The organism is Richelia intracellularis HH01 (genome assembly GCF_000350105.1).
GTDB lineage: Bacteria > Cyanobacteriota > Cyanobacteriia > Cyanobacteriales > Nostocaceae > Richelia > Richelia intracellularis.
This window is the reverse complement of record NZ_CAIY01000044.1, coordinates 256,598-282,276: the sequence shown is the minus strand read 5'-3', so window position 1 is coordinate 282,276 and position 25,679 is coordinate 256,598. Positions and strand designations below refer to the sequence as shown.

16 protein-coding genes are annotated in these 25,679 nt (G+C 33.3%); 10 read left to right on the top strand and 6 right to left on the bottom strand.

The window, feature by feature from the left end:
• Positions 1-271: 271 nt before the first annotated feature.
• Complete coding sequence (locus tag RINTHH_RS11025) at positions 272-433, top strand: hypothetical protein (RefSeq protein WP_008230149.1); 162 nt, start codon at positions 272-274, stop codon at positions 431-433.
• Positions 434-661: 228 nt separating this feature from the next.
• Here RINTHH_RS11025 and argH read toward each other — a convergent pair whose 3' ends face one another.
• The 5 genes from argH to trmD form a co-directional block, all read right to left on the bottom strand.
• Positions 662-2,053 carry an argininosuccinate lyase gene (gene argH, locus RINTHH_RS05795; protein WP_008234058.1) on the bottom strand — a complete coding sequence of 464 codons (1,392 nt, stop codon included), beginning with the start codon at positions 2,051-2,053 and terminating at the stop codon, positions 662-664.
• Between the two features lie 429 nt (positions 2,054-2,482).
• Positions 2,483-3,289, bottom strand: coding sequence for a nickel pincer cofactor biosynthesis protein LarB (gene larB, locus RINTHH_RS05790; RefSeq protein ID WP_008234056.1), 807 nt, complete (start codon positions 3,287-3,289; stop codon positions 2,483-2,485).
• A 542-nt stretch (positions 3,290-3,831) separates the two neighbouring features.
• The gene (locus RINTHH_RS05785; protein ID WP_008234054.1) at positions 3,832-5,619 is read right to left on the bottom strand and encodes an ABC transporter substrate-binding protein; all 1,788 of its coding nucleotides are present in this window, start codon (positions 5,617-5,619) and stop codon (positions 3,832-3,834) included.
• 325 nt (positions 5,620-5,944) lie between these two features.
• Positions 5,945-6,424, bottom strand: coding sequence for a 2-C-methyl-D-erythritol 2,4-cyclodiphosphate synthase (gene ispF, locus RINTHH_RS05780; RefSeq protein ID WP_008234052.1), 480 nt, complete (start codon positions 6,422-6,424; stop codon positions 5,945-5,947).
• 84 nt (positions 6,425-6,508) lie between these two features.
• The gene (trmD, locus tag RINTHH_RS05775; RefSeq protein WP_008234050.1) at positions 6,509-7,222 is read right to left on the bottom strand and encodes a tRNA (guanosine(37)-N1)-methyltransferase TrmD; all 714 of its coding nucleotides are present in this window, start codon (positions 7,220-7,222) and stop codon (positions 6,509-6,511) included.
• Positions 7,223-7,536: 314 nt separating this feature from the next.
• On the opposite strand from trmD, the gene RINTHH_RS11020 reads away from it, so the two are divergent.
• The 5 genes from RINTHH_RS11020 to RINTHH_RS05755 all read left to right on the top strand — a co-directional run bounded on the left by RINTHH_RS11020 (position 7,537) and on the right by RINTHH_RS05755 (position 16,103).
• Complete coding sequence (locus tag RINTHH_RS11020) at positions 7,537-7,674, top strand: hypothetical protein (RefSeq protein ID WP_196794892.1); 138 nt, start codon at positions 7,537-7,539, stop codon at positions 7,672-7,674.
• A gap of 205 nt (positions 7,675-7,879) precedes the next feature.
• Complete coding sequence (locus tag RINTHH_RS05770; protein ID WP_044304753.1) at positions 7,880-8,743, top strand: cyanophycinase; 864 nt, start codon at positions 7,880-7,882, stop codon at positions 8,741-8,743.
• 174 nt (positions 8,744-8,917) lie between these two features.
• A complete protein-coding gene (gene cphA / locus RINTHH_RS05765; RefSeq protein WP_044304724.1) occupies positions 8,918-11,614 on the top strand; it encodes a cyanophycin synthetase in 2,697 nt (898 codons plus the stop codon).
• A gap of 2,815 nt (positions 11,615-14,429) precedes the next feature.
• On the top strand, positions 14,430-15,032 hold the full coding sequence (gene cbiT, locus RINTHH_RS05760) for a precorrin-6Y C5,15-methyltransferase subunit CbiT (protein ID WP_044304723.1): 603 nt from the start codon (positions 14,430-14,432) through the stop codon (positions 15,030-15,032).
• 180 nt (positions 15,033-15,212) lie between these two features.
• Complete coding sequence (locus tag RINTHH_RS05755; protein WP_008234034.1) at positions 15,213-16,103, top strand: phosphatidate cytidylyltransferase; 891 nt, start codon at positions 15,213-15,215, stop codon at positions 16,101-16,103.
• Between the two features lie 1,780 nt (positions 16,104-17,883).
• Here RINTHH_RS05755 and RINTHH_RS11695 read toward each other — a convergent pair.
• Positions 17,884-18,066 (bottom strand): LmeA family phospholipid-binding protein, encoded by a 183-nt coding sequence (locus RINTHH_RS11695; protein ID WP_155943925.1) that lies wholly within the window; start codon positions 18,064-18,066, stop codon positions 17,884-17,886.
• A gap of 1,156 nt (positions 18,067-19,222) precedes the next feature.
• On the opposite strand from RINTHH_RS11695, the gene RINTHH_RS05750 reads away from it, so the two are divergent.
• The 4 genes from RINTHH_RS05750 to RINTHH_RS05735 all read left to right on the top strand — a co-directional run bounded on the left by RINTHH_RS05750 (position 19,223) and on the right by RINTHH_RS05735 (position 24,143).
• Positions 19,223-19,981, top strand: a complete 759-nt coding sequence (locus RINTHH_RS05750; RefSeq protein ID WP_008234032.1) for a pseudouridine synthase — start codon at positions 19,223-19,225, stop codon at positions 19,979-19,981.
• A gap of 351 nt (positions 19,982-20,332) precedes the next feature.
• Positions 20,333-20,563, top strand: coding sequence for a hypothetical protein (locus RINTHH_RS10135; RefSeq protein ID WP_008234029.1), 231 nt, complete (start codon positions 20,333-20,335; stop codon positions 20,561-20,563).
• Between the two features lie 1,967 nt (positions 20,564-22,530).
• Entirely contained in the window at positions 22,531-23,034 is a 504-nt protein-coding gene (gene psbQ, locus RINTHH_RS05740; protein WP_008234028.1) for a photosystem II protein PsbQ, read from the top strand.
• Complete coding sequence (locus RINTHH_RS05735) at positions 23,031-24,143, top strand: NAD(P)/FAD-dependent oxidoreductase (protein WP_008234026.1); 1,113 nt, start codon at positions 23,031-23,033, stop codon at positions 24,141-24,143. Before psbQ ends, RINTHH_RS05735 begins: the two co-directional genes overlap by 4 nt.
• Positions 24,144-25,679 lie beyond the last annotated feature (1,536 nt).

The window sequence follows — 25,679 nt, the reverse complement described above, 5'->3', positions numbered from 1 at the left end:
ATGAGAAATTAGAATCATATTCATATTTCTAATGTTCTGCCTTTATTAAATTGATTTTATGGTTAATAATGATTGTAATTATTTGTTATCTTAGTAGAAGCTATTATTAAATTAATGCTTTTTAGATGAATGTGGTATAATTTTATATTGGAAAGCCACATCCGGGATAGATAATCTGGGCTAAGAACATATAAAATATAAAAAAGCATCGGTGGCTGAGATTATAAGTAAGTTAACCTAGATATATTGTTGTTTATTTAATGAGGTGAATATGGCAAAGCGCCGCAACCCGAAAAAAGAAAAGGCGCTACGAAACCAGGCTTATGCCCGTAAGTTTCGTAAACGGACTAATACAGGGCGTTTTCAAAGAAGGTTCCAACAGAGACATACTAAACCCGAGGAAGAAAATATAACAGCAGCTGAGACTGAATGATCTCCTTGACTTGGGTGTAATGTTAGACATCCAAATTTATTGGGTTAATCTCTAATTTCTTTAACCTTAATACTCCCAAATATTCTCATTTGAAATTCAGGTGTTGGGTCGCAGTAATAAATTTACGTGCATCCCAAAATAAAATATTGATATTGAGTCAATTAGCAGGTTGTTGTTATTTAGCAACTTTGAGGGCATACAGATAAAATGTATGCCCTTACTTCTTTTTTAAGGTGAAGTAGCCAATTGTTGGCGAATTTTAATAATTGCTTGTTTGATTTGAGTAAATCCTGTTCCTCCATGACTGTTACGGGCTGAAACTACTTGACGTGGTGATATTGCTTCATAAATATCCTCTGCAAACCCTGGGTGTAATTCTTTCCATTCTTCAATTGTTAAATCTTTAAGTAATTTGCCAGCAGCAATACTATTTTTGACTGCTTTACCTACCAAACTATATGCTTCCCGAAAGGGAACACCTTTTGTTGCTAAATAATCAGCAACGTCGGTAGCATTAGAAAAGTCTTCTAAAACAGCCGTATTGAGTCGTTCGTGGCGAAACTCTAACCCTTCTTGAAGGAGAATTGTCATGGCTTCCAAGCAGCTTTTGACCGTAATAACCCCATCAAAAAGACATTCTTTATCTTCCTGCAAGTCCTTGTTGTAAGCCAGAGGTAAACCCTTCATAACAACTAGCATAGCTTGAAGATGCCCAAATACCCGTCCGGTTTTACCTCTAACTAGCTCTGGAACATCAGGGTTTTTCTTTTGAGGCATAATACTAGAGCCCGTAGCACATCGGTCTTTAAGAGTAACAAATTTAAATTCATCAGATGCCCACAGAATAATTTCCTCCGATAAACGACTAAGGTGAACCATAATCAAGCTAGCTGCACATAGAAATTCGACCACAAAATCACGATCACTGACTCCATCCAAACTGTTCTGGTAAACATCATCAAAGTCTAATAAATTAGCAGAATAATGGCAATTAATAGGAAAAGTAGTTCCTGCTAATGCACCACATCCTAAAGGAGAGATATTTGTCCTTGTATATACATCCTTTAGTCTTTCCCAGTCTCTTTGTATCATGTGAAAGTAGGCCAAGAAGTGATGAGCTAAACTAAGAGGCTGAGCACGTTGTAGATGGGTATAACCGGGAATTAAAGTCTCCAAATTGTCCTCAGCGATATTTGTTAAAACTGTTTGTAAAGACCTTAACTGTTGACGGATTTGCTGAATTTGCTCCCGTAGATACAACCTAATATCTGTACCAACTTGATCATTACGAGAACGGGCTGTATGTAGTTGTTTTCCTACATCTCCCACAATCTCTACTAGGCGATATTCCACAGCAAAGTGTACATCTTCTGACTCAATACCTGGTTTAAAATTACCTTGGCGATATTCCTGACGAATTTGTTCCAAGCCACTGATTAGCTGTTCTGCTTCTAATACTTTGATAATACCGGTATGTGCTAGCATTTTGGCATGAGCAATGGAACCAGTCAGGTCATACTCAATTAATTCCATGTCAAAATGAATACTAGCATTAAAGCGATTAATTACTGGATGTAGGGCAGATTCAAACCTCTGGCTCCAAGCTTTCTGTTCAGGCATACGATTTTAGAATATTAGTTTTTTAGATTACTCTGTACGTAAATAATTTTACTATTTTTAAGTTATATCTTGTTAAGAAATAACTATCAGCACTCATAAAACTAATATAATTAAAATTATTGGGTATATGTTTATTAGAAATGTAATTAATTTACTTTATTAAACTGTTATTCTAATCAGAAATTTTCCGAACTTGGCTTAATTAGAAAAAATAATTAAAGGGCTTTTATAGTTTTATATTTTGCTCATGTCCTTTGACAATTTGCATAAAAAAAATTCTACATACAAGAGAATAATTAACAGTGCTACCTAGAAAGGTATTATTTGAAATACATCCTAATTATAAGCCAAATTCAGGCTTATTTTGACTTGATTGTTCTTATTATTGTAGTCTATTTATCTCCAATTATCTTAGAATATAAAACTATCTTACCCTTGATTGAATTTAGCTACTGTGCGCAAAATTTGCCCTGCTAATATTGCTGCACCAAAGCCATTATCAATATTCACTACACCAATGCCTGCGGAGCAGGAGTTTAACATTGTTAATAGTGGGGCTAATCCATTAAAGCTTGCCCCATAACCAATACTTGTGGGTACTGCAATAACTGGAGAATTAGCTAACCCAGCAACAACACTGGGTAATGCCCCTTCCATTCCAGCCACTACTATTAATACAGAAGCAGATGCAATTAAGTCACGATTGTCGAGTAAACGGTGAATTCCAGCAACACCTACATCCCAAAGGCGTTGAACTTGAAAACCAGACAATTCAGCAGTGATAGCTGCTTCCTCAGCTACGGGCAAATCAGCTGTACCTGCTGATATAACAACAATGACTCCAGGATAAAGTTCTTCAATGGTATAGGGAGTGAGATCTTCAGGGGAAGTTTTCCCCTGAATGATCGCACAAATTCTTGCCGACTCGTAATATTGTAAATCCGAGACTTCTGATTTCAAGGCGATATAAACCTTTGGTTGAATTCTTGTTGCCATTACCACTGAAGTCCGCTGGCGCATAACATTCATAATTTTGATAATCTGTTCAGTCGTTTTTCCATGACCCCAAATTACTTCTGGGAAACCTGTGCGTAAGGCTCGATGGTTATCTATTTTGGCGAATTCTTCAATTGATTCATAATTTAAATTCTTGAGTTGCTCTAAACCTACATCCGTAGAAACTTGTCCACTAGCAATCGATTCTAGAAGAAATCGTAATGTTTTTTCATCAGGCATAAGAATTTTAGGTTTTGTATTTCAGATTTTATATTTATTACAGGATTTAAAGTTTCTAAGGTTACATAAAATAGTTATTCATATAACCCTAGATTTTGTATTTAAGAATATAATTTGGGGATCAATGATATTGATATTGTTCAACTTAGTAGAAAATGATTATAGGTTATAAACAATGATAGGGATGTTTTGGGGTATTGCAATGATTCACCTTGATTAGGTAATCTGGAAAAATTATTACTGAGATTACACTTAATAGTTGTATCTATAAAAATACCCAGACTTAGTGCCTATTATACAAAGTTTTTCACTTTTCTAAATAGCTTAACGTGGCATTTTTTACAAATTAAGAATCAAACTAATCAAAAGTGGGGATTAATTATTTTTTTGTTTAATTCTCATTTTTGTTAACAATTAAAGTGAAATAAGCATCATCAAATAATTAATTTACTTTTCAATGACTAAGACAAACTTAAAATTATTAGTATAATTTATTACTTAATAAAAGGAAATACAGATAAATATTTACACTTAAATACCAATCAATTTTTGACTATCTTGACCTCATGAATATTCCAGAAGGCACCACCAAGTGCTGAGTATTGAATGTCTTTGAAGCGGTTTCTAATAGCCTCCATAGAATAGGGATTCACAAGATAAATAAATGGTAAATATTCCTGTGTTATTTTTTGGGTTTTTGCATAAATTATTTTGCGCTTGGCATCATCAAATTCTTGTGCACCTTGAATATAGAGTTGTTCAATTTCCTTTTCCCAGTTAGTGATTTCTCTTCCTTGAATTGGTTCTTGTCCAGCCTGCGGTTTTTGATTAAAAATATGTAACCCCCCATCAGTATTCCAGAGGTTAGCACTATCATTAGGTTCTACTCCTGCACCGAAGCCAATAATTCCTGCATCCCAATCTAAACTATTAGAAAGTTTGTCAGTGTAGGCACTCCAAGCCATAGGTATAAAATCAACTGTAATACCTATTTCACCTAAATCCTGTTTAATTTGTGCACCAATTGCCTCCCTAATTTTATTGCCGGCATTAGTCAATAAGGTAAAGCGAACCTGATTACTATATTCATCAAATAATTCGCCTTGTTCATTGTAGTTAAATCCAGCTTTGATTAATAATTGCCTAGCTTTTGCAGGATTATATTTATATACTTTTAGTCCCTCCTGTGGAGACAAGTAGTAAGGACTTTGATCTGTAATAGGAGAATTTTGTAATACACCTAAACCACGATAGGTATTATTAATCATTTTCTGGCGATTAATACCGTAAGCTACGGCCTGTCTAAAAGCAGTATTATTAAACCAGTGTGACTTTATAGGATTTACTAATGGCCTTCCATTTCTCTTACCCTTATTTAAATTAAAAAACATAAATAATCTGGTGTGTGTAGGTCCACCATTATAGATTGTAAAATTTCCCCTTTTTTCCTCTTGTTTTAAAAGGGAAAAGTATTCTGGGGTTATATTTATGGCATCTAAATTACCGGAGCGGAATTGTAATAAAGATGTATCCGTAGATTCCACAATTTGCCAAATTATTTTTTCAATGTAAGGCTGAGATTCTCCTTGCTCCCCCTTGCGCCAATAGTATGGATTTTTTCTGAAGACAACCCTTTGACTTGTATCATAACGTTCTAATTTGTACGGTCCATTAGTAATTAGTTCATTTGGAGGAGTATCTACACCCCATTTTGTCAGAAATTGAGGTCTACCTTCAGAATCCTTAGTATTGATAGACTTACGTAAAGCATGAGCAGGTAAAATTGAAAGCCCAGCAGTACGTAACAAGGGTGAAAAGGGTTCTGAGGTAATAAATTCTACCTGGTTATTGTTAACTTTTCTAACTTTAGGCAACTGACGACTCTGACCAATTCGTAACATATCCCTAGCATCTGTGGGAATTTCCTCATTAAAATAAATCTTATTATAAGTAAATACCACATCATCTACATTCAGAGGTTTGCCATCGGACCATTTTAAGTTTGGTCGAAGAGTAAAAATAATCTTTAACTTGTCATCGGAAACTTGCCAGGATTCTGCTAAAGCTGGCTTAATTTTTCCATTTATAGGGTTTTCAGTCACTAAACCTTCAAAAGTCAAGTTGAAAATATTCGGTGACTCCTGACTTAAAGCATAATTAAAGGTTTTGGGATCGCTAAGAATATTTTGTACTAATTGGGGAAATTTTACACCCTGAGACTGAAAATCAGCAGAATGACAGGCTATAACAGTAAGTAATGCTATACCAGCAAGGAATGTGGGTAACCAAAAATGTCTTGTAGAATGCAGTGACCTAGAAAATTTTATCATCGATAATTGATTGATTTAAATCAAAAGATATAGCTAATGATTACTATTAGGTAGAGGTAAAATAAGCATATAGGTCGTATCTGGGAAGTCTTTAGTTTTAGATTCATAGCATGTTCCTTCCAAAATACTGAAATACTATGAATCATAAGAACTGAAGTAAAAAGCAAGAAGAAATTGCTCTAAATCGTATAATTTATTTACTGATTGCATATTGCATGCCAAGAAAAGTGAACTGAATTAGTCAACTCTTGTAGCTTTTCATAATGGGTTTATTAACATTAACTATTTCTTCCTAAGTAAAGCTAGCAAATTGTGAAATCACAGTTTATGTTGATAACAACAGGACAACAGCATAAGCACAAATTCCCTCTTCCCGTCCCACTGGACCAAGTTTTTCGTTAGTAGTTGCTTTCACTCCCACTTGATTAGACTCCAACTGTAAGATTTTTGACAAATTACCCTTCATTTGGGCAATATGTGGCTTAAGTTTAGGTTTTTCTGCTACCACCACCGAATCAATGTTAATGACACACCATCCTTGGTTTTGAACTAATTCATTCACTTGCGAGAGTAGAATGAGACTATCAGCTCCAGACCACTGAAGATCACTTGGTGGGAAATAATCTCCAATATCCCCCAAGGATAATGCTCCTAGCATTGCGTCCATAATGGCATGGGTAAGTACATCTGCATCACTGTGTCCTAATAAACCTAGATGATGAGGAATATTAGCACCCCCTAAAATTAGGGGACGGTTACTAACTAATTTGTGAATATCATAGCCATTTCCAATGCGAACATTCATATTTCGACTTCCTCTATGTCATGTATTAGGCTATTTATCAATACATATGTAGATTGATTCTTATCTACTTCTATGCCTCCTAGCTTACTGTTCTTCTAATCCTCTGGTTTGAATTTTTTCTACCCAAGCTTTAAGTATATCCGGGCGCCGAGCACGAGTTTTTTTGATTTGTTGTTCGTGACGCCACTGGGCAATTTTGAGGTGGTTTCCTGACAGCAAAATTTTGGGAACATGCCAACCCCGGAAATTAGCCGGACGAGTATATTGAGGAAAATCTAACAGCCCATCCTCAAAACTTTCATTTTGAAGAGATGCTACTTTACCAACAGTTCCTGGCAACAAGCGTATTATGCCATTTACTAAAGCCATGGCAGGAATCTCTCCACCAGTGAGAACAAAATCGCCCATAGAAACTTCACGAGTGACCAAATTTAATACCCTTTCATCAAAACCCTCATAATGACCACAGACAATTACTAACTGATCATAGTTTTCAGCTAAATCTCGTAATAGAGATTGATTCATCGTGTAACCTTGAGGGCTCATTAAGATAATATCTCTCCTGGATAATATCGGAAGAGACTCCACAGCAGCGAAAATTGGTTCAGGTTTGAGTACCATACCAACACCACCACCATAGGGTTCATCATCCACCTTATGATGCTTATCGTTGGTAAATTCCCTCGGATTTACCAGATTTACTTGAGCAATTTGCTTTGACAATGCTCTAGCAATTAGCCCAGAATTGAAAACAGAAGAAAAACTGTCAGGAAACAGCGTAACTATATCAAAGCGCACAGTAATTCGTATTGGAGAACACTAATCTTAAATGTGAATGTCTGACCAAATATAAACTAAACTGATGTTGGTACCACTAAAAATAGGCCATATAAACCTCAATATGTAAGTATCTGAGAAATTTTTGCCCCTGGTGGAACTAAATATTCCTCTAATTGCTTAATTGTATGTTTAAATGTTGTCACATCTACATCTAACATTAATTATCTAAGCTAGGTTAACAACTTCCAGGATGTATCGAGCCAGCTTCAGCAAGACTCTTATGAGTATCTGCTTTTTCCCAAGTTTTTTGTCAATTTGGACAAAGAAGACAGATGAACAACAAATCGGCTGGTACTAAAAAAAGGGAGCAGACACATAACAATAGCGGCGCATTCACAGTTAACCAAGACGTTATAGCGATAGTGTTCCAAATGCCTTTACATGGATTTGGGCCCTTAACCCAAGGGTAAACAGTAACTTCCCATTAGGATGGGGCAGCATAAAAACGTTCATAATTTCAGGAGTCGTTCCACACTGCGGATGGTGTCCTCTTCCAAGAGGCACGATGTAATATTAGGCTAATAAATACCCTTGTTTCATTTACATGCCATTTACCATAAGCAGGGGAACCCTTCTAAGGTAATGGCTCCTGAAGTTGTTGACAGGAGAAACACAATGCTGGGACTAAAAACTCAATCGCTGGAAATGAGGACACCTAAAGCAACCAAAACCGCCGTTTTAGTTATTGGAGGAGCAGAAGATAAACTCCATGGACGTAAAATCCTCAAAACTTTTTTTGCTCGTGCTGGTGCTAGTGATGCCTATATTACAATTATTCCATCTGCCTCCCGCGAGCCATCTGCCATTGGCAACCGCTATACTCGCATATTTGAAGATATGGGAGCGAATAGGGTTGAATTGCTAGATATTAGGGAACGTGAACAGTGTAAATATCGAGAGTATCAGTCATCCCTAGAATCTTGTACTGGGGTCTTTTTAACAGGAGGAGATCAATTACGCCTTTGTGGTATTTTGGCTGATACGGACGCCATGGGAATTATCCGTCAGCGTGTGAGGAGTGGACAGCTAACTCTTGCTGGTACTAGTGCAGGAGCTGCTGTTATGGGTCATCATATGATTGCAGGAGGTGGTAGTGGAGAATCTCCCAATCGTTCCTTACTAGATATGGCAACAGGTTTAGGTCTAATACCGGAAATAATAGTAGACCAACACTTCCACAATCGCAACCGTATGGGTAGATTGATAAGTGCTATATCCTCCCATCCTGATCGGTTAGGTATTGGTATTGATGAAGACACCTGTGCATTATTTGAAAAAGATGGTTGGTTACAAGTTATTGGTAAAGGTTCTGTAACAATTGTCGATCCAACAGAAGTCACTCATACCAATGAACCTCATGTAGGAGCTAGCGATCCTCTAACAATTCATAACCTCAGATTACATGTTCTAGGTCATGGTGATTGCTTTCATATTTACCAACGTACTGTTCTACCAGCTGTATACCGTTTATCCAACTGATAGAATTGCATGCCTGAAGTTAAACTGGATTGACTGCAAATTTTGACAGTAAACTAAGGAAATTAAGAATAAACATAATGTAAGCAACCCTAAACTATTTACCACCAACAGTGAAGTGATTTATCTCAGATACAAACTAGACTTTTGGTTCCGAATCTCCATCTACCTACTCCCATGAGAATTCTCAAGATCCAGACATTGCGCGGTCCCAATTATTGGAGCATCCAACACCACAAACTGATCATTATGCGCCTCGATTTAGAGAAACTTGCTGATATCTCATCAAACGAAATTCCTGGATTTTATGATGGACTGTTAAAAACATTGCCGACTCTGGAGAGACATTTTTGCTCGCCCGGATACCATGGTGGCTTTCTCGTACGAGTACGTGAAGGTACTATGATGGGTCATATCATAGAACATATTGCCCTAGAACTCCAGTCTCTAGCAGGAATGGAGTTGGGCTTTGGCCGAACTCGTGAGACATCAACACCAGGGGTGTATCAAGTAGTTTTCGAGTATTCAAATGAAGAAGCAGGTCGCTATGCTGGTAGAGCTGCAGTCCGGCTATGCCAGAGTATTATAGATCGTGGCCGCTATCCCCAGGCAGAATTAGAACAAGATGTCCAAGATTTGCAAGATTTCTGGCGAGAAGCTAGTCTTGGTCCCTCTACAGAAGCAATTATTAAAGAGGCAGAGAAAAGAAGTATTCCATGGATTTGTCTGGGAACACGCTTTTTAATTCAATTGGGATATGGGATACATCAAAAACGTATACAAGCGACAATGTCAGATCAAACTAGTATTTTGGGGGTAGAACTTGCTTGTGATAAAGAGTCAACCAAACGCATTTTGGCCGATTCTGGGGTTCCAGTCCCAAGAGGTACGGTGGTTAACTTTTTTGATGAATTGGAAGATGCTATTGAATTGGTTGGTAGCTATCCTATTGTAATTAAGCCGTTGGATGGCAATCATGGGCGAGGTATCACTACAGATATTAGAACCTGGGAAGAAGCAGAAGCAGCATATGATCGTGCCAGACAAATTTCCCGCTCTTTAATTGTAGAGAGATACTATGTGGGGCGAGATCACCGGGTATTGGTTATAGATGGAAAATTTGTGGCAGTGGCAGAAAGAGTTCCTGCGCATGTTGTAGGTGATGGCAAATCTACAATCATGGAATTGTTAGAAAAAACCAATCAAGACCCTAAGCGTGGTGATGGTCATGATAATGTACTAACCAAAATTGAACTTGACCATACTAGCTATAAATTAATAGAACGACAAGGCTATAAGGACAACAGCATTTTACCAGAAGGGCAAGTGTGTTACTTAAGAGCTACAGCTAATTTAAGTACAGGCGGGATAGCAATCGATCGTACAGATGAGATTCACCCAGAAAATGTGTGGTTAGCACAACGAATAGTGAAAATTATTGGTTTGGATATTGCCGGAATAGATATTGTTACCACTGATATTGGCCGTCCTCTGAGGGAAGTGGATGGGGTAGTTGTAGAAGTCAATGCAGCTCCTGGTTTCCGGATGCATGTAGCTCCTAGTAAGGGGGTTTCACGCAATGTTGCTGGTGCAGTGCTTGATATGCTATTCCCGCGAGATAAGCCTTTCAGAGTACCCATTATCAGTATTACAGGTACTAATGGTAAAACCACTACTACTCGCTTACTGGCACATATTTTTAAACATACAAATAAAGTTGTTGGTTATACGACTACAGACGGTACCTATATAGGTAATTACTTAGTAGAAGCAGGGGATAATACAGGACCGCAAAGTGCTCAGCTAATCTTGCAAGATCCAACTATAGAGGTGGCAGTACTAGAAACTGCTAGAGGTGGTATCCTACGTTCTGGCTTGGCATTTGCATTTGCTAATGTGGGCATAATTTTAAATGTAGCTGCTGATCATTTAGGTTTGGGAGATATTGATACTATCGACCAGTTGGCTCATCTAAAGAGCATTGTTGCAGAATCTATATTTCCTGATGGTTACGCAGTACTGAATGCTGATGACCATCGGGTAGCAATAATGGCTGAGAAAACCAAGGCAAATATTGCTTACTTTACGATGAACTCCGATTCGAAATTGGTAAGGGATCATATACAAACAGGTGGGGTCGCAGCGGTATATGAAAACGGATTTGTATCAATTTTGAAAGGGGATTGGACTCACAGAATAGAGAGGGTAGATAATATACCTTTAACCATGGGTGGTAAGGCTCCATTCATGATTGCCAATACATTAGCAGCCTCTTTAGCAGCATTTTTACAAAATGTTACGATAGAGGAAATCCGTGCGGGGTTAAAAACTTTCCGAGCTTCCGTAAGTCAAACTCCTGGGAGAATGAATTTATTTAACTTGGGGGATTATCATGCTTTAGTAGACTATGCTCATAATCCGGCCGGTTATGAAGCATTAGGTGCTTTTGTCCGTAATTGGACTACTGGTAATCGTATCGGCGTGATTGGCGGACCAGGTGACAGAAGAGATGACAATTTTATTGCTCTTGGTAAGCTATCAGCACAAATTTTTGACAGGGTTGTCATCAAAGAAGATGATGATAATCGTGGCCGGCCAAGGGGTACAGCAAGTGAATTGATAGTTCAAGGGATCTGTAAAGTTAATCCAGATTGTAGCTATGAAGTGATTTTGGATGAGACTCAAGCCATTAATAGAGCTTTAGATGCAGCACCTAAAGGAAGCTTAGTAGTTATATTACCTGAAAGTGTTAACCGTGCTATTGAATTAATTAAGGTAAGAGGTATCGTAAAAGAGGAAATTCTCCAGCACGATAAATCTATATTGAATGTAGATTCTCAGGTTGGTCATTCTTATGTGGCGAAGATTTTATAACCATAACTATTCCTCGCTTAACATCTAATAACCTATTAGCAGTCCCTGCAAGTGTATTTTAGTTTTTTGCTGGAAGCATTAAGTTTTATGTGTTCTGGGTATGTAAGTTGAAGGTATTACATGAGATGCCAAACTTCATAACTCATAAACTTCTGAACCTGATTAAAAACCCAATCAATAAAATTATCCTATGATTATTTATATTTATCTTCTAGCAATAACATTTTCTTGAATAAACCAAAAAATATTCTAAATCAAGTTTCTTCTCATTTCTACATTTCTACATTAAGTTATTAGCTTTGCAAAAGTCTATATTAAATACTGGGTAATATTGAACCTAGGATAAAATATAATCTAATCATTCCATAGAATTAGACAGCTCGGATTTGTAAGCTGTTCTAAAGATTTTGAGTAAAACATTATAAAGCTTAGGGATCATCAGCCTATTATCTCGCATTACGTAAGCAACTTTGCTAAATAGTAATAGACTCAACATTCCCTTATAAAGAATATGTTGCCGAAGTCATACAATAAATAAAAGTTATTAATAATGTTTAAGAGTTATTGAGCTTAATAATAGGCAATTCAAAACCTCCGTATTACGTGTCTATGAACAATTGCCATTTCCTTACCTCTGTATGTCATGGATGTAAATTATTCCCACTATTTATTCTATAATATAAGTAATGATAATTTAAAGTTAATATCATCTGCATAAGCTATTTTTTCCAAATAGATATAAAAAATCTATTTATAATTTTTTATATCTATAATTAATTCCATTTTATTTATTATTTTTGAAAATTTTCCTTATAGACTTTTCCTGGCTTAATCTTTCATAAGAAAGATAAATTTTTACTTTACAAAGAATGTATCTTTGTACTTACAATTATATATTTGCCTTTTACTAAAATAGTCAAGATTTATTTTTCTTGACTACTGAAAATGACAAATATAATATGAAATATAGCAATTGTAATCTGCCTAGCTTTACAAAAAGCATAATTAATTATGATACTAATGTCTAATATTTTTCTTTGCGTAATATCCTTATTTCCCGAAAGTAAATTCTGGAGAGGATTATGATATATATCTAGTGATTGCCTTGATTAATTGCTAGATCAAATTTTAGGTAACATCTGCAAAATCATATTTATCTATAGTGAACATATTTACCCAAAATTTATTAAGGTTGCAGATAAAGTATATATGAGAAATATTCATGTTCTATCTGGTAATTACCTGGTTTTATAATACTTATTTAAATCCTTACCTAACACTTAGCATTATTTCTTTTTACTTCAGAGTTTTACTATTATTAATTCTTAATAAAGACTATTATCCTGTTTATAGCAAACTTCAAATTTTAGATTTAGGTAATTAAGATTTCTACAGAAACGCAGTTACTCTTATAGAGATAATTTCAGAAATATGGATACTAATATATTAAGAACAAAACGCCAATACTTTTTATTTACTAATAATTAATACTCTTAGTTTTCCTGCTTATAAATGCCTAAAGCTTAATTATTCTTCAATAGTATTCTCAATCTTTAACTCTAACTCTCAGTCAAATATTAAATTTCTAGTTATGAATAAATTCTAATTTACTTGCTAATAATAGCATATTTTTAAAACTCTTCATGAACAGTTTTTTTGTAGGTTAATCTACTTGTATAGCTATTATACATGTTGGGTTTCCTAGATTGAATCACAATAATTACCTACTATAAAGGAATTTAATGCGGATTAGCATTTAGATTAAGTATTAAAAATAGAAAATATAAATAAGTGTGCTAGAGAAAAAGAGCAAAAATATATGTAATATATATATGGAAACATGAAATTACTCAAAGCTAAAAATATAATAAAATCATTCCAGCAAATTTTAAATAAGCCTATATCTAAAATACTTTAATTAAACTCCACAGAGGAGAAGATGATTTATAACTTATCTTCTCCTTATTTTAGTTTTATTTTACTTCTATAAAGTTGGCTGATAATTAATATGTTTCCTTGAACATTCTACTGTAGGTCTTACCTATAGTACATATAATAATTTTTCTGTACTTGAAAATTGCTTTTCCAAAATTGGTTGATTGAATTTTTTTACCATAGTATTAAGTTTAGACTAATATTACTAGTGAGGTGCTGAAATTCTTTTTATGAACTATTTTATCGTATATCATTAGGATAATCCTGTAATTAAATAAATTAAGGTTATCCCCAAGTTATATAAATTAGAGGTGGGGATAGTAAAACTACCAAATTTTTATGCTGGAATATATCCATACGCTTCAAATATTATAATAATTTTTCCTTTCTTAGCAGCAATATTTTGAACTTAGCCAAAATAAATAAGGTATATTTGTCCCATGTAATTACCAGGGCGATTAACAAATAAGATATTGCTGGGTTTTATGTCCTGTGTAATTATAGGTAGGTTTAGCTTATGTAAATAAATTAATAGTTCCAAAATTGATGTGGATATTTTTTAAACTTACACCTCAGCAAAATTCTCACCTGAAGCTGAACATTCTTCTAGGGTTAATGAAGATATAAAAGCTTGTAACAAGGCAAATCCTTAGAAACTCTGTGAGTACTTAATTTCAAAATAGTCTGAACAATGAGAAATTAATCTATGAAATAAGCCTGTGAGAATTGGAACCTTTCCTTCAAAAGATTTTATATTATTCCATTCAAAGTTACTTCTAAAAGATAATATTCTAATCATTACTTTCTTTCTTTTGCTAAAAGAGTCATATGCCTGAATCTTTCAAAAACCCATATATATAAAATACAATCATTTAATTTTATGCCTTCCCCACTTTGGCCATATATTACTCCAGGAATACCAGATGAATTATTTGAGCGTTTGCCCGGCATTCCCTTAAGTAAGCGAGAAATTCGCCTATTAATTCTTGCCCAATTGCGACTCAAACCAGATTCAGTTCTCCTAGATATAGGAGCCGGTACAGGTACAATCCCTATAGAAGTTGGCTTATTATGCCCTAAAGGGCAAATTATTGCTGTAGAAAGGGATGAAGAAGTTGCTAATCTAATCCGTAAAAATTGTGATTGCTTTGGGATAGAAAATGTGCAAGTAGTTAAAGGTATTGCTCCAGACTGTTTATCAGAACTTAAACAAATATATGATCGTGTTTGTATCGAAGGTGGACAACCTATTCAGAAAATCTTACAAGCTGTATGGGACCATTTACCAGAATCAGGTCGAATTGTAGCAACAGCCATCAATTTAGAAACTCTTTACTCTATTTCTCAAAGTCTTTCTCAATTACAAGCTCGTAATGTAGAGGTGGTTCAGTCTGCTGTCAACCGCCTAGAAAATAGGGGATTTTCCCAAACCCTTACAGCTGTTGATCCCATGTTTATTCTCAGTGGTGAGAAGTTGAATTAATTTGAATTAAAGGGGGAAAGGAATGATAAAGTTATGGAAATGATTCTTTCACTAGTCCTGGCCAATTGCTCCCTAGCTTTTTATATTCAAACGAAAAGATAGGACAAAGGATAAATAAAATCTTACACTTGGCACTTCACAAACTTATCCTTTATCTCTCAAATTAATTATAGTTAGTCTATGCTTTGGTCTCGGATTATTAGTGGAATTGTAGCAATTTTGGTTGTACTAACAGCCACCCTTTTGGGTGGATGGTACTTTACTGCTATGTTTGCAGCAATTATATTTTTGGGTCAAAAAGAATACTTTAATTTAGTAAAAGCCGCGGGCATATTTCCTACAGTGAAAACCACTATGATTGTTAGCCAACTGCTATTAATCATTTGCACTATAAATGACAAACTTGGTGATGCAGTGATGCCCCTTGTAGGTACATTTATTTGTTTTTACCTACTTTTTCAGCCAAAACCTGCAACTATTGCTGATTTATCTGCTTCCATTTTGGGGTTATTTTATACTGGATACCTACCAAGCTACTGGGTACGATTGCGAGCAAGTGATAATACAGCAGTCAGTGATTTTCCCTTAGGTAGTTATTTTTCCCAGGACTACCAGAACATATTGCTATCAGCTAAATTTGCCAATTTGCCTCAAGGTTTAACAGCTACCATACTAACATTTTTATGTATTTGGGGTGCGGATATTGGTGCTTATATCATTGGTAAATTTTTTGGTAAAACTCCCTTATCAGGAATTAGTCCCAAAAAAACTGTCGAGGGTGCTATTTTTGGAATTGCTGCCAGTATTATGATTGCCATCACAGGAACTTATTATTTAAACTGGCCTAATTTTCTAATCACTGGTGCTATATTCGGCTCTTTGATTGGTATTGCAGCATTATTAGGTGATTTGACTGAGTCTATGCTCAAGCGAGATGCAGGTGTAAAAGATTCAGGACAATTAATCCCCGGTCATGGGGGTATTTTAGATCGTACTGATAGTTATATTTTCACTGCACCCTTAGTTTATTATTTTGTTACTCTTCTATTACCTTTAGTTGAAAAAAACTAAAGCGCTGAGACATATATATAGCATGTTAGTCTTTAACACATTTTACAGAAAATATACCCTAGAGAATATTTTTGGAGTTAGATATATTGCAAAATCTTTTCCTATATAGAATCTTACTAGATTATGAACAGCAGGCTTACAGTTAGTATAAATTAAGTTTACATACAATAACCTGAACATATACATAACATGAACTTATAAGTAATCCGATTACTCATAATAGACTAGGGTCGTATAAGTTTAGACTTTACATGGTTATATAAAACAAGTAATAATTCAATTAAATATTTATATATTTTGTTGGAAGTATTGAGGTTAAATTAATTTTTATCTTAAAAATTTATGTATTGCTATAAAATCTATACATATTTGTAGAAACATTTAGTCAAGTACCATTTTGACTAAATGTTTCATGTATTTTTAGGGATTTAACTTAGATAAAAGTGGTAAATGATTAAGAGTAAACTTGAAGTAATTTTAACTATCAAAATACTAAAAATACAGTGTTAGTGAGACATAATATTGGTTTTATATAGTAGTGAATTACTTATAACAGGTTACATTTTGGCTTGGGATAAGATTTATTCATAGTAGATAATATGAGAGAAATTTCTAATAATCAATAATATTTTAAATAACTAAATCAGTCTTAGCAATAACATTGCCTAAATAATATCTGTATAGGTAATCATTTTGATTAAACTTTTTTACCTATATGATTTTAAAATCTAAAAATCTAATGGTTCTGTATAACTCAAAAGAAGTTACTTTTTAAGGAATACTTTTGATGATGTTATGATATATAAATAACTACCCTATATAATAGATAATTAGCACAAAATATGGGGATTTTCTCTCCTTAACTATAGTTGAATACTATCAACTAATAGGATATTCTCAACGGAATAATAAGTAAAATTTTTGAATTAATTATAGCTTTTCAAAAATTTTTATTAAAAATCAGAATTTAGAGATCATGAAACTGAGTTTAATCTAGACTTTACTATTTCAGGAAATCTGATCAGAATTAATTAGAATCTACAATATCAAAATCTACGGAAAATTTCAGATTTTTAATGAATACTTGATTATCTATGCTTTGTCTATCTTAAGGGACTTATTACTAAAGTATTTAAAAGCTGTTTTGACTGCATCAATACTCTACCTATATTGCGGACTTAAAAATGATTTTGCAGCTAAAATAATGGCATAGTTGGTCTTTCCTAACTTGCCTCTGTCCGAGAATATATTATATGATGTATAAAATTAAAGTATTTTTCATATTTCCAATTTCTAATAATTGTAACTATTAAAATCAATATGAAAATAAAGAAGTTGGGAGACCTTCACTCGATTAAATAAAATTACGTATTTATATTGATTCTCCCATTATATATTAACTTTCCATGTACTAGATTAAATTCTTTAATATCCATATATGACTCTAAATGAATCATATATCCTTCACTAATTTCCACAAATTTATTACTTTTATCATGTATAATATTTGGATAAATACTTAATTTTTTACCATTAATATTAGACAAGCTCAACTATAGATATAACTCTAGGGCTTGAAAGTCTAGCTCTAGTTCTCAATTAGCAATTAATATTATTTTTCTCTGTTCAATAGAGGTATTTTGCCAAGTAATTCTCCTTACTTGTGAATTATCTTCTGGGAAAATACTATAAAGAAATTCATTTATAATTTTGTATAAGAAGTGTTGAGAGTTTCTTCTTCAAGCACTAGCTTTCCAAACACGGAAACTACTTCTGATCATTACAGTGATGACCCTCTAAAAATATGGCTACTGTTAAACTGAATATTTTCTACCGTGAGTTCTATATATGTTAAGTGAATCCCTTGGTAAATAGTATTAAGCGCAGAAATCATATATCTGGGTATATACCCAGATATAAGTTGTTTGTCATTAGTCTGTATTTTCACTTCTATTTGAGATATATCAGAAACCTGTGGTTACAACCAAAACTGTAGAGTTTTGGTCAATAACTTAGTTAATATAATGATTCCCTTGCTGTTTCTATCTGAGGATTTCGTATTTTTCATACAATCATCCTAATCAAGATTGAAGAATCTTAATCAAAAGTATTTTCGGAAATATAAAAAGATTTAAGAGAAAGTCAATACGTTTTTATCTATAGACTTTAAATCCTAACAAGATGTAAAGCTAAGATGACAGTTTCTTAATAGTAAAATAGCTATAAAAATTTAGTAGCAAGATGGAGCAATGTTAAGTGCTAAATAAGTATTGAACTAAGGTCCACCTATCATTAACAATGATTAAGTTGAGTAGAAAAGTATTTAAGTCTTTATATTAAGTTTTTTATCTTACAGACAAAAATCATGTTGGTTTAAGGTATAAGAATTGTTTACATAATCCCTACAGCAAATTATTTTGATTTTCATATAGGCTTTATTTAAGGTCATTTTTGTATAAATGAAAATAGCCTTTATAATCTGTTTTGTGCAATGCCATATTAACTTGCCAAAAAAACATTATATTTGCTGGGACAATTAATTAAAAGTTTTGGTGCTGTTTAAGTAAAGAGGTATACTTGGACTCTCTATTTAATGCTTTCTATATCTGGGGAAGAAATTCACATATCCTAGCAAAAAGCAAAGACATGCCGGTAAGTGCCTGAATTGATAGGTAAAAGTAGCTAGTTGGAAAGGTTAAGAAATATAAATTCAGGAGAAGTTAATGATAAAAAGTTTCGTGACTCTGAAAGTATAAAATTAAGTACACCTAATTAAGATTAAAGCTGAAATGAATTTGGGATTTCTTAGATATAAAAAACAGTGAAATAATATCCTCACTTTTCCAAGAAGACCCAGAGATAATTAATTGCTCCAATATAAAATCACCTAAATCAAGATTTGAGTGAATTGAGTACAGACTGGAAAAATACTTTAGGGGATTTCAAAATTTATGGTTGGTGAGTTCTGCTGAAGACAATTGAATTGAGGATTATGATGACAGAATGAAATAAACCTTATAAAACAAGTGGAGTTACAAAATTGTGACCTGAGTTATACTTTACTCCACAACCATACTATTCATTAACTTATTGTTTCATTAAATCTCAGTCATTTATACATGGAGGTAAGGTTACACAAGATTTTAGCTCAGTGGGGTATTGCCTCACGTCGTAAAGCCGAAGAGATGATTCGGCTAGGGAGAGTATGTGTAAATGGAAATAGTGCATATTTAGGTCAGAAAGTCAACCCTAAAACAGATATAATTGCTGTTGATGATAATTTAGTATCACTTTCAGTTCATCCAGAACCGATATATCTTTTACTTAATAAGCCGGCAGGTATTGTTACTACATGTGATGACCCTAGGGGAAGAACAACTGTGATCGATTTGCTTCCGGAAAGTCTACAAAATAGTCAGGGCATTCATCCAGTAGGTCGTTTGGATGTGAATTCTACAGGAGCATTAATTTTAACTAATGATGGAGAACTAACATACCATTTGACTCACCCTAGTCATAGTATTCCTAAAACTTATGATGTTGTAGTCCAGGGTAATCCCACAGCAATAGCTCTAAAAGAGTGGAGCCAGGGAATACTACTAGATGGGAGAAAAACCCGACCTGCCATAATTCGTTGCATAGATCAATTTTCAGGTAAAACCCGTTTAGAAATAGTTTTAAAGGAGGGTAGAAATCGTCAAATTCGCCGCCTAGGTAAACAATTAGGGTATCCAGTTATTTCCCTACATCGCACAGCAATTGGTATGATTACACTAAATACAGACAATAAAAAATACTTAAAAGCTGGACAATATCGATATTTGCAGGATTTTGAACTATGCTTTTTGAAACAGGCAATTTCCATATTTCCCTATTAGTGATTTACTAAATTTCAAGGAATTCAAGAAATGATAAGTATCAAGTATCAAGGGTTTGACTAGGAAGAATTAAACGACTAAGCTAATAATTTCATGGCAGGAGCAAAAATATCAACAGTTAATTACAATAGGCCTGGAACTTAAGTCATTCCACTTAGACAAAGGTATTTCCCTAGAAGAGTCAGCAATATTGACTATGATCTATTGGAAGCAATAGAAATAGGAAATTTAAATCAGCTTCCAGAACCAATATACACCCAGGCTTTAATTAAATTATAGGCAGATGCTGTTGGCTTGGATGGCATAAAATTAGCGAATTATTTTTCTACCAATGTAGATCGGGCCATTAGTATGTCTATAAATCAAATATTAACAGCTAATCCTTTAAATCCTTTTCATATGTATTTGGTATATATAGATTTGATTTTTTGTACTGTTAGTGGTTTGTCTCAATTGTTAAGTGATAGTTCCTTACAAGCAAAAAATATTTCTCTAACTCAAACAACGTATGTATCTTATCAAGATAATAAAATATCTTCTTCAGTTTCTCAGATTGACAGGGAAGGAAAAATATCAGTTTAGTGTGATAATTACTTGCAAAGTCAGATACAAAGATAATCTCTTTAAGATAATTATACCTGAGGAAATAAATAGGGTCTTACTATATCTGGACAAGAAATATTAGTAGTGTTATGGTAAACACTCATTAAAATCCAATAGAGATTACTACAAAATTTAGAAAATGATAATGACTAAAACTCATTCATAACTACATATATTAAACTTTATTTATTGTTTCGGAAAGACTTTTTAATCCTGAGTAAATATAATATATTTACTGCATAGATAAAGATTATTTTTTAGCAAAAATAACTTGAGGGATAAAATTTGATTTAGAAAAAACAGCTTTATTTGCAGGTTAAGCTACAAGTTATAAATAATATTCTTGTAAGTGAATTGAGCAAAGCTTCTTTTAATTTCTGTGAACATATACATAGTATGAGTTGATAACCATCATGAAATTATGAAGCTAAATTAATGATATGTATGTAAGTTATTAAATATATATATTGTTATTCTCTAATACAATTTTATATAATATGTTGTCATCTTTAATGATGACAACATATTTGTTTAACTAGCGTGGGAATGTTTTTAGTTTAACACCTATGATTTCTCTTAGGAATTCAACTCATACGAAAATAGAGTATTATAAAGGTTATAATGAGGTAATTACCTACAAAATTCACCATAAATAAATAGTAAAAGCATATACAGTCAAAGCATCAAAAGTATAAATATACTGAGTTGATATGTAAGTAATTAATGAGTATATACTATGAAACTTGTATTCCTGTATTAGTTAACAGTTTCAGATCAGATTCATAAGTAATTGATATTATCATTTTTTCTAAACATGAGATTTTTTAATAAAATAAATGGGATATATACCTTCTTATTTATTTTTAATCCATGAAACTTCCTTTAAAAAATAAAATACTATTAATTATTACGCTATTATTATTTTCAGTGAGAATATAAAGTCATTTATGGATTTGATTTTTAGATTTTGGGTTTATGTATTTTTTATTGTTATTCAAATTTAATTTATTGATTAACAACTTCTAAAACTCCACTGCAGAATAACTTCAATTTTTTCCCTGATCTCATTTGAAAGTTTTGCATAACCCATGAAAATCTAGTCATTAATGGTGGAAAGTTGATATTATCCCCACAAATAATTTAACCTTAAAAACTCTATCCTTATGACCTTATATTTTGCATTTACTATATAGTGATATTGATATAAATGTATCTGAATTAAAATAATATAGACTACACCAGAATTTACTTATTCTGGGAAAGTGAAATTCAATATTAAGGGAATCGGTATCTAACAAATCCAAATTTTCTAGATTGCTATGGCAATGTTCAAGAGCTGATTTTACATAGGGTAAATTAAATTTAAATAAACTGACTACCGCAGCAATGTTACTAACAAATTTCAATATTGTTGTCTTTGCAAATTCATTCACAGAGCATTCTTCTAAATCATATCTGCTAATTTTGGTATTCTATATTCAGATAAGTTACTCTCCTTATTAGAAAAGTTATTTATTCCACTACAGGCGAATTTTGTTAAATTCTCAGTTATAAGATTTCCCTATAACTGAGAATTACCTGGTGATTATTCAAGGCAAGGAGCATTTTACTCCTAGTCAGTACAATGGTCATGAAATAAGTATGTTTTATATTCTATTGTATCCATGAATAATATTTTGTTACAAACATTAGCTTAAAGTCTCTTTGCAGTTCTTATGGAAAATGATTAGGGGCTAACGTATAAATCTGCAACAAGTTATGTATAAAAATACTAAGTAATGTTTCTTATTTACATTCAGTTATAAAAATTGAGAATAACGAAAATCCAAGTGTTTTGTAGAAAATATGCATTCATAAATTTATTAAAAGTCCTTTTTCCTTAGAATTTATTAAGTTACATATGCCAATATAGAATGATACTGTCAATCAAACAAAACTCCCAGTTTATGTTTTATCAACGCTCTATCTTATCTTTAATTCTAGTGTTGTTTACCACATTTATCATCAGCTGTAGCACCCCTAATGTTACGATAGCACCTTCCACTTATACTTCTGTACAGTTAGAAAAAATCCAAGAATATTTACCGCAGTTATTAGCTGTACGTGATCGTTCGGAAGAATTAGAAGAATTAATTCGTAATAATGAATGGGTAAAGGTCGGTAACTTTATTCACGGTCCTATGGCTGAAGCCAGGCTGACAATGAATTATATTACTCCTAATTTACTGCCAAAGGAGCAACCTGCTGCAAAAAAAATAGCACGGGAATTATTCAATGATTTGGTGGAAATTGATCAAGCAGCTATGAATGCTAACTCAAATTTAGCTGCAAGGAATTACCAAGCTGCATATACAGATATTGAAGGATTTCTTAGATTATTACCTAAAAAAGATCTGTATCTTAAAGAAGCTAAGATCGGGAGAATACAGGTAGAAGAAACGGAACAATGAAAGTAGCGATAATTGGTTGTGGTATAGTCGGTGCAACAATTGCATATGAACTGAGTTGGGTTTCCAGTTTAAGTATTACTGTTTTTGACCAACTTCCACTGCCCACTTATCCTAGTGATAAAGAAGGGAGATTTTCCTGTGGGAATTCCACTACTGCCGCTCTAGGGGTTCTGATGAGTATAATTAGCCGTAAAACTAAAGGACAGGCCTGGGAGATGCGGCAAACTAGCTTACGACGCTATGAAACTTTAGTCCCGGAGCTCGAAAAACTTGTTGGATATTCTATCCCTTATAATCGTCAAGGAATTCTTAATCTGTGTTTTCCGGAAGAAAATTTTGAGCAATGGATAAAATTAGCGGAAATTCGCAAAACCCAAGGTTTTACTTTGGAAATTTGGGATAAGACTCAATTGCAACAACTTTGTCCTCATATTAATCATAGTCATATTACTGGTGCTATTTATTCTCCCCAAGATAGACAAATTAACCCCACAGCTTTAAACTTAGCTTTGATAGATGGAGCTAGATATAATGGTGTTGAGTTTGTGTTTGGTACAAATGTCCTAAGTATCTCTCACAATGGTGATTGTGTTAATACTGCTAATGCTTCATTTGATGTGGATTATCTAGTTATTACTGCAGGAATAGGCACTTCTCATTTAACAGCAAACTTACAAAAGTTTATTGATATTCGTCCTGTATTTGGGCAAGCCTTACAGTTACGAGTAGAATGTAGCTTAGGTAATACTGACTTTCAACCAGTAATTACTGGCAATGATTTACATATAATACCTGTGGGAAATAGGAACTATTGGATTGGTTCAACAGTGGAATTCCCCCAAAGTGAAAATGGGAAAGTTTACCCTCAAGCAGAATTACTGCAAGATATTTTACAGCAGACAACTGCTTTCTGTCCGGAATTGGCACAAGCTACTATAGTTAGGAATTGGTATAGTGCACGTCCACGCCCTTATGGTAGACCTGGGCCAATTATAGAAAGACTCCCAGGATTTAATAATGTTTTCCTCGCTACTGGCCATTATCGTAATGGTGTACTACTTGCACCTGCCACAGCAATCAAAATACGTGAGATGCTTAATGCTAGATGATAGGGTGAAGGGAAAATATTTGAAATTCGACTTTTGCATTCCCCCAATTAATTTAGTTAGTCAACAATATCAAATATATGCATAAATTTTAGAATAAATTCTCTTGAATATTTTTCTCTATAAGTCAAATATGGTAACCAGCCAAGTTAATTTCTTGGCAGTAGTTCCACCTTCTTATAGGATTAAATATCTGGAATTCTAACCTTAGTAATTATAAAATTGTAAAAATACTTATATAAAAACTCGGGTTTGAAATAGTTACTTGGGCGAAAGTCCTAGTTCTACAGATAAGTATTTAGAAATACTTATCTGTAGAACTTTGTATATTTAGGGAGTAGGAAATAATAAAATTAGCAGTCTTTCAGTTTAAGACTTAAATTTTGTCTACACACTAGAATTACATAGTAAACTCGATCATATTAATGTTCGACTTAATTTCCTGATATGTGTTCATAGTTAACTTTACTTAATATAGTTTGTTTACAGAATACTTGCATTCTTAAACAGACTCTTGGACAAATTAAATTTGGTGAGAAGCTTTTTAGAGATGAATTATTGAGGTCGATAAATCAGTTGAAAATTTTCATCTAGGCTTTATAAAAGACTGCAGAGTAATTATCTGATATTAATACTATGAACTCATTGTGTAATTGCAAGGCTGGTTGAAAATCAAGATTATTACTCAAGCACTAAAAGTTTACCAAAAATGTAAAAAACTAGGTATTTTTGAAAAATCCTAAATGAATTCTCTGTAACTTTTGATATTTGGCTATAAACTAATAATTAATCCTGATTTAGTTCCTTTAATACCCACAATTTGGCCGAAAGTGATAAAGAAAACTATGTAGTATTAATAATTTTGACCTAAAGACAAAATGCAACCTCCTGTATGACTCTTGGTTAATATTTTAGCCCTAGAAAACTAAAATTGCTTATATATACAGTTAGTATAATGGATTGAAAATTAAACTTCAGGGGAAAGCTTTATTTGCCAAAAGTATTTGAATAGTAAAAGCTTGTGAGTAAACTATTTAAACTTTTACTTAATAATCAAAAGTCTTTACAACCTGCCCTTGAAAAGGGGTAAATTAACCTTGCTATTACCCATGGCAGATGGAAATGAAATTTACATGGTATAAAATTCAATACTAACATTCATGACAACTTTACAGGAATTCTCATACTCCTACATACCGGAAATTAAAAGTGAAATTATAATTCTTAATGATGCATTATCAATACAATATTTCTTGGGTACAAATGTAAATATAAGCACATTAGTATTCAGTACTTGCTATATTTAGCGTATAGGGATATCAAATTAAATTGAGTATATGAGAATGTATCGGTATCTTGTGAAATGCAAAAATGTGCTAAGACGTCCATATACTTCACATATGTAGTTTTTCCATGTATGGTTTTAACAGCTTTGAGGGGTGCTAACTACATTCAAAAATTTCGTTTAGCAATATATCCCAATTATTTATTATTAACCAGAATACTGGTGAGCAATAGAATAAGACTAATCATGATAAG